Annotated in this window: 13 protein-coding genes and 1 pseudogene; 10 read left to right on the top strand and 4 right to left on the bottom strand. The window is 74.0% G+C overall.

Going from position 1 to position 11885, the window contains the following annotated elements:
* Positions 1–229 precede the first annotated feature (229 nt).
* Positions 230–721 carry a DUF3145 domain-containing protein gene (locus DKL51_RS24415; RefSeq protein ID WP_109943472.1) on the bottom strand — a complete coding sequence of 164 codons (492 nt, stop codon included), beginning with the start codon at positions 719–721 and terminating at the stop codon, positions 230–232.
* A 321-nt stretch (positions 722–1042) separates the two neighbouring features.
* Here DKL51_RS24415 and DKL51_RS24420 point away from each other — a divergent pair, with 321 nt between their 5' ends.
* Positions 1043–1372 (top strand): hypothetical protein, encoded by a 330-nt coding sequence (locus tag DKL51_RS24420; protein WP_109943471.1) that lies wholly within the window; start codon positions 1043–1045, stop codon positions 1370–1372.
* Between the two features lie 68 nt (positions 1373–1440).
* Here the strand turns inward: DKL51_RS24420 and DKL51_RS24425 are convergent, their stop codons facing one another.
* Positions 1441–2067 carry a carbonic anhydrase gene (locus DKL51_RS24425; RefSeq protein ID WP_124812550.1) on the bottom strand — a complete coding sequence of 209 codons (627 nt, stop codon included), beginning with the start codon at positions 2065–2067 and terminating at the stop codon, positions 1441–1443.
* A 148-nt stretch (positions 2068–2215) separates the two neighbouring features.
* Here DKL51_RS24425 and DKL51_RS24430 point away from each other — a divergent pair, with 148 nt between their 5' ends.
* The 5 genes and pseudogenes from DKL51_RS24430 (at position 2216) to DKL51_RS24450 (ending at position 7847) form a co-directional block, all read left to right on the top strand.
* Positions 2216–3181, top strand: a complete 966-nt coding sequence (locus DKL51_RS24430; protein ID WP_109943476.1) for an alpha/beta fold hydrolase — start codon at positions 2216–2218, stop codon at positions 3179–3181.
* A 118-nt stretch (positions 3182–3299) separates the two neighbouring features.
* Positions 3300–5414, top strand: a complete 2115-nt coding sequence (locus tag DKL51_RS24435) for a HelD family protein (protein ID WP_109943469.1) — start codon at positions 3300–3302, stop codon at positions 5412–5414.
* 105 nt (positions 5415–5519) lie between these two features.
* On the top strand, positions 5520–6434 hold the full coding sequence (locus DKL51_RS24440; RefSeq protein ID WP_109943475.1) for a cation diffusion facilitator family transporter: 915 nt from the start codon (positions 5520–5522) through the stop codon (positions 6432–6434).
* Between the two features lie 20 nt (positions 6435–6454).
* A pseudogene (locus DKL51_RS24445) lies at positions 6455–7225 on the top strand (coiled-coil domain-containing protein); the annotation flags it as partial.
* 109 nt (positions 7226–7334) lie between these two features.
* Positions 7335–7847 carry a hypothetical protein gene (locus DKL51_RS24450; RefSeq protein WP_109943468.1) on the top strand — a complete coding sequence of 171 codons (513 nt, stop codon included), beginning with the start codon at positions 7335–7337 and terminating at the stop codon, positions 7845–7847.
* A 4-nt stretch (positions 7848–7851) separates the two neighbouring features.
* Here the strand turns inward: DKL51_RS24450 and DKL51_RS24455 are convergent, their stop codons facing one another.
* On the bottom strand, positions 7852–8319 hold the full coding sequence (locus DKL51_RS24455; RefSeq protein WP_109943474.1) for an SRPBCC family protein: 468 nt from the start codon (positions 8317–8319) through the stop codon (positions 7852–7854).
* A 182-nt stretch (positions 8320–8501) separates the two neighbouring features.
* Here DKL51_RS24455 and DKL51_RS24460 point away from each other — a divergent pair, with 182 nt between their 5' ends.
* Both DKL51_RS24460 and surE read left to right on the top strand, forming a co-directional pair.
* On the top strand, positions 8502–9482 hold the full coding sequence (locus tag DKL51_RS24460) for a 1-phosphofructokinase family hexose kinase (protein WP_185734910.1): 981 nt from the start codon (positions 8502–8504) through the stop codon (positions 9480–9482).
* Positions 9479–10309 carry a 5'/3'-nucleotidase SurE gene (surE, locus tag DKL51_RS24465; protein WP_109943467.1) on the top strand — a complete coding sequence of 277 codons (831 nt, stop codon included), beginning with the start codon at positions 9479–9481 and terminating at the stop codon, positions 10307–10309. Before DKL51_RS24460 ends, surE begins: the two co-directional genes overlap by 4 nt.
* Before the next feature lie 42 nt (positions 10310–10351).
* On the opposite strand, the gene DKL51_RS24470 is transcribed toward surE, so the two are convergent.
* A complete protein-coding gene (locus tag DKL51_RS24470; RefSeq protein ID WP_109943466.1) occupies positions 10352–10717 on the bottom strand; it encodes an STAS domain-containing protein in 366 nt (121 codons plus the stop codon).
* 327 nt (positions 10718–11044) lie between these two features.
* On the opposite strand from DKL51_RS24470, the gene DKL51_RS35130 reads away from it, so the two are divergent.
* Together DKL51_RS35130 and DKL51_RS24475 are read left to right on the top strand one after the other, a co-directional pair.
* Positions 11045–11188 carry a hypothetical protein gene (locus tag DKL51_RS35130; protein WP_165823048.1) on the top strand — a complete coding sequence of 48 codons (144 nt, stop codon included), beginning with the start codon at positions 11045–11047 and terminating at the stop codon, positions 11186–11188.
* A gap of 122 nt (positions 11189–11310) precedes the next feature.
* Positions 11311–11703, top strand: coding sequence for a hypothetical protein (locus tag DKL51_RS24475; protein WP_109943465.1), 393 nt, complete (start codon positions 11311–11313; stop codon positions 11701–11703).
* The last annotated feature ends 182 nt before the right edge of the window (positions 11704–11885 follow it).

Consider the following 11885-nt stretch of genomic DNA (forward strand, 5'->3'; position numbering starts at 1 on the left):
TGGTGGGATGGCTCGCGGCGGGGGCGGGGCGGGGGCGGTCCGGTTCCTTCGAGCATCCGGAGACGAGCAGTGCGGTCAGTGCGGCGAGCGCGACGCCACCACGTCGCGGGGAAATCGACACGCGAGCCATCCCACCAGTTCTTCGGAATTCGGGGCAACCCCGACCCTACGCGCGCCGGCCGAACGGGCCGCCGCCGTGAGCCGGCCCGGCGGACGGCCCGATGCGGGATCAGCCCACGCGGGTGAGCAGGGTCACCGGCGCGCCGTCGCCGGCGTAGCGGTAGGGCTCCAGCTCGGCGTCCCAGGCGGTGCCGAGCGCCTTGTCGAGGGCGTGCGCGAGCGCCTCCGGGGCACGGGCGGACGCCATGATGCTGCGCAGCCGGTCCTCGCCGAGCTGGATGTCACCAGCGGCGCCGACGGTGGCCCGGAACAGACCTCGGCCGGGTACGTACATGAACCGCTCGCCGTCGGCGCCCGGGCTGGGCTCCTCGGTCACCTCGAAACGGATCATGGGCCACTGCCGGAGGGCAGCGGCCAGTTCGGCACCCGTCCCCGGGCTGCCGGTCCATCCGCACTCCGCGCGCCGGGCGGCGGGATCGACGGGCTGGGCCGTCCAGTGCAGGTTGACCGGCGCGGCGAGGACGCGCGCGATCGCCCACTCGACGTGCGAGCACACGGCGAGCGGGGTCGAGTGGACGTATACGACGCCACGCGTTGGCACGGTGACCTCCCGGAGGGCGAGGTGCGTCTTCCCCTACGACCTCGTCGCCCGAGTGGTCTCTGGAACACATGATGACTGTGTGACGGGTGGTTCGCCAGCGAATCGGAAAATTCGCCGCCGGATTCGGCGTGGAATACCCGCCCGGCCGACCCCGTTGACACCCCTGACGGCGCGATGACCAGCCAGGTGTCGTGGTCGTGTACAGTTCTCTGGGCGGTTCTGTGCCGCCGTACATCTTCGCGGGCTGAGGCTCATCCGGGCGTCACCCGCAACAGCCCCCGGACCTTCAAGTCCTCCCGTACGTCTGCAAGGAGAACCTCCGTGGCGAGCAACACCTCTAAGACCGCGCGCGCGTCAGTCCGGGCCGGCCAGGCTGGCCAGGGTGGCGCCCTCAGCGTTCTGGGCGAGTTCAAGTACCTCATCCCGCTGAACGGCGGCAAGCACGCCTACGTGCGCAACCTGACCAACGGCAAGACCGCGCACCTGCGCACCGACTCCGAGGCCTTCATCGAGGAGATCCGGGTGCTGGCCGCCGCCGGCCACGCCGCCAAGATCCGGGCGGAGCTCAACGGCCTCGCCGCCGCCCACCCGGACCACGGCTGGGACAAGACCGAGAAGCGTCTGGTCGAGGCCGGCGTCTTCGAGGGCTGAGCCCTCCCCGCTACACCACGCACCGCCCGTCGGGTCACCCCGGCGGGCGGTTCGTCTTTCTCCGGACGTCACTGCTCCAGCAGGGTGACCTGCCCGGTGGCGAGGTCGTAGCGGGCGCCGACCACCTCCACCTCGCCGGCGGCGACCGGCCCGGCGAGCAGGTCGTCGGCGCGCAGCGCGGCCACCGTACGCAGCACGTGCCGGTGGACCGCCCGCGAGTGCGCCGCCGGGTCGTCCGCGCCGACCTCGGCCACCGCCGGGGCGATCTGCTCCACCAGGTACGCCAGCGAGGCGCCCGGCCGCTCCCCGGTGCGCAACGTGTCGACCGCCGACCCGACCGCCCCGCAGCGTTCGTGCCCGAGCACCATCACCAGCGGCACCCCGAGCTGGCCCACCACGTACTCGATCGAGCCGAGGACCGCCCGGTCGAGGACGTGCGCGCCGGTACGGATCACGCAGATCGAGCCGAACGTCTGGTCGAAGATCGCCTCCAACGGGACCCGCGAGTCGATGCAGCCCAGCACGACGGCGTACGGCTGCTGGTCGCCGGAGGCGACTGCGGCGGCGGCGGTCACGTCGTGGCCGTGCACGGGTTGACCGCTGACGAAGCGGCGGTTCCCGGCGAGCAGCTCGGCCAGCGCGGTGCGGGGCGTCCGACCTGCTCCGGAGGCCGGTTTCGGGCTCGGCGGCGGCATGCCCCCAAGCCTGGTCAGCGGGGCGGGCCCGCGGGGCCGGGATGCGAATCTTCTCACCACCATGGTTGGCGTGTTGTCATGACGGGTAGCCGGTGTTACCGCCGGGTTACGCCGGTGAGAAATGCTGGCCGGCCCTGGGGAGGTGGCGATGCCAGAGCACCTGGAGGTACGTCTTCCCGACGACGTACGCCTGCACGTCGACGCGAGTGGGCCGGCCGACGCCGAGGTCACCGCGATCCTGCTGCACGGCTGGACGCTGGACGGGCGCAGCTGGCACCGCCAGCTCGACGACGTCCGGGAGCGGTTCGGCGACCGGGTGCGGGTGGTCACGTACGACGCCCGCGGGCACGGCCGGTCCAGCTGCATGGCGCTGCGGACGGCCACCCTGGCCCAGCTCGGCGACGACCTGGCCGCGGTCGTCGACGAGGTCGCCCCGACCGGGCCAGTGGTGCTGGTCGGGCACTCGATGGGCGGGATGACCGTGATGGAGTACGCCCACCGCCACCCCGGCCACTTCGCCGCCCGGGTCGCCGGGCTGGTCTTCGTCTCCACCACCGCCGAGGGGCACACGCACACCGTCTACGGACTGTCGCCCCGTATCGCCCGGTTGATCCGGCTCGCCGAGACCACCGGCGCCGGCGTCCTGGCCCGCTGCGGCTCCTGGCGCCCGCCGCACGCCCTGCTGCGCGCGCTGCGCCCCAGCATCCGCTGGATGCTCTTCGGCGACCGCTGCGACCCGGCCGACATCCGACTGGTCACCTCGGCGGTGGCGCACGCCTCGCTGCGCTCGATCGGCGGGTTCCGCGCCTCGATCGGCGCTCAGCACCGGCTGGACACGCTCACCGAGCTGGCCCACCTGCCGGCCGCCGCGCTGGTCGGCGACCGGGACCGGCTCACCCCGCCGCCGTGCGCGGAGTCGATCGCCGGGGCGCTGCCGACCACCGAGCTGACCGTCTGCCCCGGCGCCGGCCACATGCTGATGATGGAGCGGCCGGACGAGGTCAACGGGGCACTCGCCGCGGTGCTGCGGCAGGCGCTGGACCGGCCCGCCGCAGAACGCCCACTGAGCGGCGCCGGTGACGGCCCGGTGGCAGGGGTGGGAACGCCCGGATAACGGGCAACCCGGGACGGTGGGTCCCGGGGACCGGCATGGCCTCGACGGGGGCTGGGACGCTGCCCGTACCCTCATTCAGCCCGCCATGCCCGTCGCCGTGACCTCAGGAGCCCCCGCGTTGAGCGACCAGACCACCCTGGAGCAGGAGATCGCCGTCGAACAGCGGCATCTCGACCGGGTGTACGCCCGCCTGGCCGTGCTGCGCCGGTCGGCCGCCGACGCCGAGCGGGAGGGCTACCGGCTGGCCCGGGTCGGCAACTTCGGGGCGCTGGTCGAGCGGGACGCGATGGTCTTCCACGCGGCGCAGCGCCGGCACCTGCTGGACGCCGAGCACGAGGGGCTGGTCTTCGGCCGGCTCGACCTGGGGACCGGCCAGGTGCTGCACGTCGGGCGGTTGGGCGTACGCGGGGAGAACGCCGAGACGCTGGTGGTGGACTGGCGGGCACCGGCCGCCGCCGCGTTCTACCGGGCCACCCCGGCCGATCCGATGGGCGTGGTCCGCCGGCGCACCATCCAGTCCTCGGCGGAGAAGGTGACCCGGATCGAGGACGACCTGCTGGACCCGGAGGCGGCGCCGCCGGACATGGCGGTGGTGGGCGACGGGGCGCTGCTGGCCACCCTGTCCCGGGCCACCGGCCGGGGCATGCGGGACATCGTCGCGACCATCCAGCGGGAACAGGACGAGGCGATCCGCTCCCCCGGCTCGGGCGTCACGATCGTCTCTGGCGGCCCGGGCACCGGCAAGACGGCGGTGGCCCTGCACCGGGCCGCGTACCTGCTCTACTCCGACCGCAGCCGGTACGCCGGCGGCGGCATCCTGGTGGTCGGCCCGTCCAGCGTCTTCGTCGAGTACATCGCCTCGGTGCTCCCCTCGCTGGGTGAGGAGACCGCCACCCTGCACTCGCTCGGCTCGCTCTTCCCCGGCATGTCGGCCACCCGGACGGACCCGCCGGAGGTGGCGGCGGTGAAGGGGTCGCTGCGGATGCGCCGGGTGCTGGAACGCGCGGTCCGGGACGCGGTGCCGGACTCCCCGCAGGAGCTGCGCCTGCTCTACCGGGGCGAGTTGCTGCGGCTGGAGCGGCGGGAGCTCGACGGCATCCGCGACCGGGCGCTGACCAGGGGCGCCCGCCGCAACGAGGTGCGCCGGGTCGCCTTCGACGCCGTCCTCGCGGCCCTGTACGCGCAGGCCCGCCAGCTGCGCATCGGTCGGCTGCCGGAGCAGCCCGCCTTCGAGGACGAGATCATCGACCGCCCCGAGTTCCGGGAGTTCCTCAAGGGGTGGTGGCCCCGGCTGCACCCACGGCACGTGCTGGGCTGGCTGGCCCGACCGGAGCGGCTGCGCCGGTACGCCGGGGGCATCCTCTCGGGCGCGGAGATCCGGCTGCTGACCGACGCGTACCGGAGCCTGGACGGCGAGGGGCTGACCATCGCGGACATCGCGCTCCTGGACGAGCTGGACGCGCTGCTCGGCAAGCCGGTGCAGCGGGCGAAGCCGAAGCGCGACCCGTTCCAGCTCGCCGGTGGGGTGCGCGAGCTGAGCACCTTCGCGGACCGGCAGCGGGCCGCCCGGGCCGCCGCCCGCGAGCGCCCGGTGGACTACCGGGAGTACGCCCACGTGGTGGTCGACGAGGCGCAGGACGTCTCGCCGATGCAGTGGCGGATGATCGGCCGGCGCGGCCGGCTGGCCTCCTGGACGGTGGTCGGTGACCCGGCGCAGACCGCCTGGACGGGCGATCCGGAGGAGCTGACCCGGGCCCGGGATCAGGCGCTGGGGCGCCGGCGCCGGCACCAGTTCACGCTCACCACCAACTACCGGAACTCGGCGGAGATCTTCGCGGTCGCGGCGGCGGAGATCCGCCGGCTCTACCCGGACCTGTCGCTGCCCACCGCGGTGCGCTCCACGGGCGTACCGCCGGTCGAGCGAACCGTACCGGCGGCCGAGCTGGCCGCGGCGACGGTGGCGGCGGCCGACACGCTGCTGGCCGAGGTCGAGGGGACGGTCGGGGTGATCACGCCGGTGCCGCGCCGGGACGAGGTGGCCGGCTGGCTCGGCGAGCTGGGCGGCTCCCGGCTCCAGGTGGTGACCAGCCTCCAGGCCAAGGGCATGGAGTACGACGGGGTCGTGCTGGTCGCGCCGAGCGAGATCCGGGCCGAGCCGTCCGGGGTACGCACCCTGTACGTGGCCCTGTCCCGGGCCACCCAGCGGCTCACCACCGTCGACCCGGTCGGCTGACCGGCCGGCGGGCCGTCGCCGGGTGGTCGCCGGACCTTTACTTGCACATATAGCGATGTGAGCATAGATTGGGCCCGGTCCGGGCCAGGGACGGAGGGTGTGGGCGTGGGCGCAGGTCATGACCACCAGGGCACGGTCGCCAATGCCGCGCACCGCCACCGGGGTCGGCTCTGGGCCGCGTTCGGGCTGCTCGCCGCGCTGATGCTGGTCGAGGCGGTGACCGCATTCGCGACCGGCTCGCTGGCCCTGCTCTCCGACGCCGGGCACATGTTCACCGACGTGCTGGGCATCGGCATGGCCCTGGCCGCGATCACCGCGACCCGCCGCGCCACCAGCGACCCGCAACGCACCTTCGGGCTCTACCGGCTGGAGGTGCTCGCCGCGCTGGCCAACGCAGTGCTGCTCGGCGGTGTCGCGGTCTACGTGCTGGTCGAGGCGGTACGCCGGTTCGGCCGGCCGCCGGAGGTGCTGGCCGGCCCGATGCTGATCGTGGCGGTGCTCGGCCTGCTCGCCAACATCGCCGCGTTCCTCCTGCTGCGCAGCGGGGCACAGGAGAGCATCAACCTGCGCGGCGCGTACCTGGAGGTGCTCGGCGACCTGCTCGGCTCACTCGGGGTGATCGCCGCCGCGCTGGTCATCGCGCTCACCGACTGGTGGTGGGCCGACCCCCTGGTCGCCGTCGCGATCGGGCTGTTCATCCTGCCGCGCACCTGGCGGCTGGGGCGCGCCGCCGTCCGGATCCTGGTCCAGGCCGCCCCCGAGCATCTCCAGGTGACCGCGGTGCAGGACCGACTGGTCGCCGTGCCCGGCGTGGCCGAAGTGCACGACCTGCACGTCTGGACGCTCACCTCCGGGATGGAGGTGTGCTCGGCGCACCTGACGATGGTCCCCGGCGCCGACGTGGGCGAGGTGCTCGCCGCCGCCCGGGCCGCGCTGCACGAGGACTTCCGCATCGATCACGCGACGTTGCAGATCGAGCCCGGAGCGTCGGCCGGGGCATGTGGTCCCGTTGAGTGGTAATTAGCACGGAGCTGACCGTCCGCTCCGCCCGGGTCGGCGAGATCGCCGGACTCGCGTACCGGACCGGGCGGCTGACCGCGACGTCGGCACTGCTCAACAGCGCCACCCCGCAGGGCTTCATGGACCGCGCCGCCGCGCTGGACCAGGTGGCCGCCAACGAGGACCGGGTGCTGCGGGACCTGACCGAGACCCGCGACCAGGCCAACCGGACCCGCACCGCCCTGGGTGTGGAGATCCAGGAGCAGCGCAAGCAGGTCGCGGTCATGGCCAAGCGCAAGCAGCAGGCCGAACGCGCGCTGGAGGTGGCCAACGACCGGGCCAGCAGCAGCGGCACCGCCCCCCGGGGCACCTCCACCGCGAACGCCGACCCGGCGCCGCGCAACCCGGACGGCTCCTGGCCGCCGGAGTCGTGCAGCGTCAACGACCCGACCCCGGCCGACGGCTGCATCACCCCGCGGATGCTGCACGCGCTACAGGAGGCCCAGGCGGCCGGGTTCAAACGGTACGTCTCCTGTTACCGCCCCAGCGGGTCCGGCGAACACCCCAAGGGCCGGGCGTGCGACTTCGCCGCCCAGACGGACGGCTTCGGCGGCGTGGCCACCGGCGGCGACAAGACGTACGGCGACAACCTGGCGGCGTACTTCGTGCGCAACGCCGACCCGCTCGCCGTCCTCTACGTGATCTGGTACAAGCAGATCTGGCTGCCGAGCAGCGGGTGGAAGGCGTACAGCGGCGGCAACGGCGACCCGTCCAGCGACCACACCAACCACGTGCACCTGTCGGTCTACTAACGACGTAGGGGTGGCCCGCCCCGCGGGTCGCCCCTACGCCCGCCGACGTACCCCCGATGTCGCCGAGCGCCCCACGACGCGACGGCGGCGGCGGACCAGCATCGGGGTCATGAGCCGACTCTCTCCGCCCGCCCGCAAGGCCCTGCTGACCCTGCACCTGGTCACCTCGCTGGGCTGGCTCGGCGCGGACCTGGTGCTGCTCGCCCTGGGCATCGCCGGGCTGCGCGGCGCCGACCCCGAGGTGGTCTACCCGGCCGCGGGGCTGCTCGTCACGTACCTCTTCGCGCCGCTGAGCGTGCTGGTCTGGCTGATCGGGGTGGCCAGCGCGCTGCTCACCCCGTGGGGGCTGCTGCGCTGGCGGTGGGTGCTGGTCAAGTTCGCGCTCACCACCGTGATGCTCGGCCTGGTCCTGCTGCTGCTGACGCCGACCGTGCGCGGCCTCGGGGAACTCGCCCCGGCGCTGACCACCCGGGACCGGCTGGACCTGGTGATCCCGCCGACCGTCTCCAGCACGCTGCTGATCATCGCGACCGTGCTCTCCACCTACAAGCCGTGGGGTCGGATGCGCCGCCCGGCTGCGGCGGGTGCGATCCGACGGCCGGTGCCCGCCGGGCGCCGGTAGCCGGTCAGCTCGCCGCGGAAGCGTCCGGGCCGCGGTCGAGGACCGCACCGAGCCGGGTGGCGAGCCCGAGGTGGGCCGCCCGGGCCTGGCGGAAGGCGTACCCGAACAGGGGGGCCGGCGCGGAGAGGGTGATCTCGACGTCGATCCGCGTGACGCCCCCCGGCTCGTCCCGCAGCCGGGTGTGGTTGCGCACGGTAGTAGCGGGCCACTGCCGGGCCACCGTCACCACCTCGTCCTCGGTCACCATCAGCACGTCGGCCCGGTACGTCACCGGAAAGCGCACCGGCCCGGCCGCCAGCCGGTCGGTGATCCCGTAGCTGGCCAGCGCGCCGGGGCGGGGCGGCAGTCGGCGCACCCGGACGATCAGCGGATGCAGCTCGCCCTGACGGGTCAGGTCGCCGAGGAGGGCCACCGCGTCCGCGCGCGAGCAGCGCGCCTGGACGGTGTAGCTGAACGTGTCCCGTCTGAGCACCACGTCTCCTCACCGTCGGCGGTTCGCCCGATCGTCCCGTACCCCCGGCCGGACTGGCAACGGCCGGACGGACACCGGCGCGGCCGCGGACGGCGGCCGCCCGCTCCCGCATGACGCGGGCATGGCGGGGAATCCGGGCCCGGCGGTAGCCGACGAGGAGGCGGGGCCATGGGGTACGGCGGATGAGCGGACACGTGATGGTCTTCGCGCCGACGCCCCGGCTCACCGTGACCGTCGAGCAGCCGAGCGACCACCCGGAGCTGCACCTGCACCCCGGCGGGCAGGGCGTCTGGCAGGCCCGAATGATCATGTCGCTCGGGGTGGAGGTGGTGCTCTGCGCCAGCCTGGGCGGCGAGATCGGCCAGGTGCTCGAACCGCTCCTGGTCAGCGAGGGGGTCGACCTCAAGGTCGTGGTCCGCGACTCCGGCGGCAGCGGCGGGTACGTGCACGACCGGCGGGAGGGCCGGCGGCAGGAGATCGTCGACGTGACCGGTCACCCGCTGAGCCGGCACGAGCTGGACGAGCTCTACAACCTGGCCCTCGGCGAGGGGCTGCGGGCACCGGTCAGCGTGCTCAGCGGTCCGAACGACCCGACCCTCGTTCCGGCCGACCTCTACCGGCGCTTCGCCGCCGACCTCGGCGCCAACGGCAGCCGAGTGGTGGTCGACCTGGCCGGTGAGCACCTCGCCGCGGTGCTGCAGAGCGGCGTCTTCTTCCTCAAGGTCAGCCACGAGGAGCTGATCGCCGACGGCCGGGCCGAGGGCGACGACGAGGAACAGCTCACCCGGGCGATGTACGACCTGCACGCCACCGGCGCCGAGACGGTGGTGGTGAGCCGGGCCGACAAGCCGGCCCTGGCGCTGGTCGACGGGGAGGTCTTCGAGGTGGAGATGCCCCGCCTGCAGGCGGCCGACCCGCGCGGCGCGGGCGACTCGATGACTGCCGGGGTGGCGGCGGTGGTGGCCCAGGGCGGCGACGTGCGCACCGCGATCCGCACCGGCGCGGCAGCCGGCGCGCTGAACGTCACCCGGCACGGGCTGGGCACCGGCCGCCTGGACGCGATCACCGGGCTGGTGGAACGGGTCCGGCTGGTACCGGCGGGCAGCCGGCCCCAGGAGCGAACCACCCCCGACGAACTGGCCGAGCGGGCCGCCGAACGATGACTGTGCGGGTGCTGGTCACCAACGACGACGGCATCGCCGCGCCGGGCATCAGCTGGCTGGCCAGGGCGGCGGTGGACCGGGGACTGGACGTGGTGGTCGCCGCGCCGCTGGAGGAGGCGAGCGGCACCAGCGCCGCGATGACCGCGGTGGAGCAGGAGGGGCACGTGGTGGTGCACGAGCACCCGCTGCCGGAGCTGCCCGGGGTGCCGGCGTACGGGGTGGGCGGCTCGCCCGGCTTCATCGCGCTGATCGCGGTGCACGGCGCGTTCGGGCCGCCGCCGTCCGTGGTGCTCTCCGGAATCAACCGGGGCGCGAACGCCGGTCGGGCGGTGCTGCACTCCGGCACGGTCGGTGCCGCGTTCACCGCGGCGGCGAACGGCTGCCGGGCGATGGCGGTCTCCCTCGACGTGCTCTCCGCCGGGGAGGCCACCGCCGCGAGCGGGGGCGCCGCGGTGGCCGCCGCCGCCCGGGTACGCGACACCGAGCGGCACTGGGCCACCGCCGCCCGGGTCGCCCTCGACCTGCTCCCCCGGCTGCTGGCCGGGCCGGTGGAGAGCGTGCTGAACGTCAACGCCCCGGACCTGCCGCACGGCCGGCTGCGCGGGGTGCGGCGCGGCACGCTGGCCAGCTTCGGTCAGGTCCAGATGACGGTCGCCGAGACCGGACACGGTTTCATCCGCACCTCACTGGAGGAGCCCGGCCAGGCGGTCCAGCCCGGGACCGATCTGGCCCTGCTGGCGGACGGGTACGCCTCGGTCACCGCCGTCCGGGCGGTCACCGAGGTCTCCGACGTCGATCTCTCCGGCCTCGGCCCGCCCGAGGGCTGAGCCGTCGTTTCAGGCCGCCGCGAGCGCGAGCCGGCGCGACGGTCAGGCGCCGGGAAGGACCTCGCGGGCGGGGGCGGCACCGGCGAAGTAGGGCTCGGGGGCGCCGAAGAGGCCGAGCAGGCCGGTGACCCAGAGCTGCCGGTGCACGAACCGGCTCGGCTCGGTGACGACGAGCTTGACGCCGCTGACCTCGCAGGTCTGGAAGCCGGCCACCATGGCGCTGATGCCCACGGAGTCGATGAAGGTGACCAACCGCATGTTCAGCTCGATACGGGACGGACGACCCTTGGCGAGCACCTCGGCGATCGCCTCGCGCACCTCGTACGCGGTGTCGACGTCGACCTCGCCCCGGGGCGCGATCTCGATGACACCACCCGACAGAACCGACTTCACGATCGACAGGCTCACGCGAGCACCTCCACTCGCCCGTACCGGGCGCCTCATCAGTACGCGGGCCGCGACCGAGAGTATTCCTCCAACGGCCTCGGTCGCCACCCCTCGGGATGAGCAATTCGCGGACCGGGCACATCGGGGCGCCCGAATCCAGACTTTTCAGTTCCTGTTTTCCCCGACCGGGGCTGTCGCACTCTTCAACGATCGACCGGGTCCGGCCGATCCGCCGCCCCAGGGTAACGGTCCACCGCCCGCCCGGCGCGCACCTTTTGCCGTCGGCGCGTTCGGGTGAATTGACGCCGCCTAGCATCGGCCGGGACCGACCGACGGAGAGGACGATCGATGATCAGGAGACTGCTCGGGCTGGCCGGCGTCGGCGCCCTGCTCGCCCTGGTGATGGCCTGCGGCTTCGGCGGCGCGGGCGACGACGATGACGACGACGATGACGACTTCGCCCGGGGAGCGACGGTCGTCTCGGTCCGCTGAGCCGACCGGGTTTGCCCGGCCGTCCGGCCGGGCACTGCCCCCGTGAGCGGACAGTCACGCACCGGACGACCGCCGAAGTCCGAAGTGGTCACCGGACTTCGGCACCCGAGGAGGTAAGCACGATGTTCGGAACCACGCTGCTGGAACGCCGCAGCAAGCCAGAGCGAATCACGGATCAGGCGTGGCAGCACCTGGTCTCCGCCGCCAGTTCCGCGGGCGACAGTGTCCGGTCGGCCCGCCGCAGCGGCTCGGATCTGGCCGACGGCGCGTCCGAGCTCGTCGGCTCCGCCGCCGACGAGGCCCGCCGCCGGGCCACCCTCGCCTTCGACGCGCTCGCCGGGCGCCGCCCGGCGCTGCCGTGGACGCTGCTGATCAGCGCCGCGCTGGTCGGCGCGGCCATCGGCTGGGCCGCCGGCACGGCCGCCCGGGCCGCAGGCAGCCGGGACCGCGCCGTCGACGAGATCGAGTTCGTGGACGTGGACCGGCCGAACTCCCCCGTCGGCCTGGACGGCTGACGCCCACACCGACGACAGGGCGGTGTCCCCTCCGGGGGCACCGCCCTTCGCGCGTCAGAACGCGGTCACGTTCGCCGGCGCCCGCTCGGCCCGGCTCAGCGCCCGCAGCACCGCCGGCTGCCCGTGCCGGCGTACGGCCAGCCGGGCGAGCAGGCTGAGGACCAGGTCCAGCGCCTGGCCCG

The sequence above is a fragment of the Micromonospora globispora genome (genome assembly GCF_003857015.1).
Lineage (GTDB): Bacteria > Actinomycetota > Actinomycetes > Mycobacteriales > Micromonosporaceae > Micromonospora > Micromonospora globispora.

Coding starts and splice junctions, on each gene's coding strand:
- DKL51_RS24425 (WP_124812550.1), bottom strand. CDS start 2,067: ATGCCGCCGCCGAGCCCGAAACCGGCCTCCGGAGCAGGTCGGACGCCC.
- DKL51_RS24430 (WP_109943476.1), top strand. CDS start 2,216: ATGCCAGAGCACCTGGAGGTACGTCTTCCCGACGACGTACGCCTGCAC.
- DKL51_RS24450 (WP_109943468.1), top strand. CDS start 7,335: ATGAGCCGACTCTCTCCGCCCGCCCGCAAGGCCCTGCTGACCCTGCAC.
- DKL51_RS24460 (WP_185734910.1), top strand. CDS start 8,502: ATGAGCGGACACGTGATGGTCTTCGCGCCGACGCCCCGGCTCACCGTG.
- surE (WP_109943467.1), top strand. CDS start 9,479: ATGACTGTGCGGGTGCTGGTCACCAACGACGACGGCATCGCCGCGCCG.
- DKL51_RS35130 (WP_165823048.1), top strand. CDS start 11,045: ATGATCAGGAGACTGCTCGGGCTGGCCGGCGTCGGCGCCCTGCTCGCC.
- DKL51_RS24475 (WP_109943465.1), top strand. CDS start 11,311: ATGTTCGGAACCACGCTGCTGGAACGCCGCAGCAAGCCAGAGCGAATC.